General features: G+C 41.0%; 1 pseudogene. It reads left to right on the forward strand.

Annotated elements, in window-relative coordinates:
• Positions 1-239: pseudogene (locus tag SB749_RS20715) on the forward strand (hypothetical protein); the annotation flags it as partial.

Genomic DNA, 239 nt, shown 5'->3' on the forward strand with positions numbered 1-239 from the left:
CTATATATCGGCCAAAGCTTTACTAGATGTTGAAACAGGCGAACTTAAGGCTAATCCTTTGATTGCCATAGATAACGGTGTTATTAGCCAAATCCAATTTAATAAAAAGCCCAAGCTTAGCAGTAATGATGAACTGATAAACCTACCAACGCTTACCCTGTTACCTGGGTTAATGGACATGCACGTACATTTAACCAGCGATCCAACCGTGTCTCGAAGTGAACGTTTAGGGCAATCTG

The organism is Brevibacterium sp. SIMBA_078 (assembly GCF_046534565.1).
In the GTDB taxonomy this organism is placed as follows: Bacteria; Actinomycetota; Actinomycetes; order Actinomycetales; family Brevibacteriaceae; genus Brevibacterium.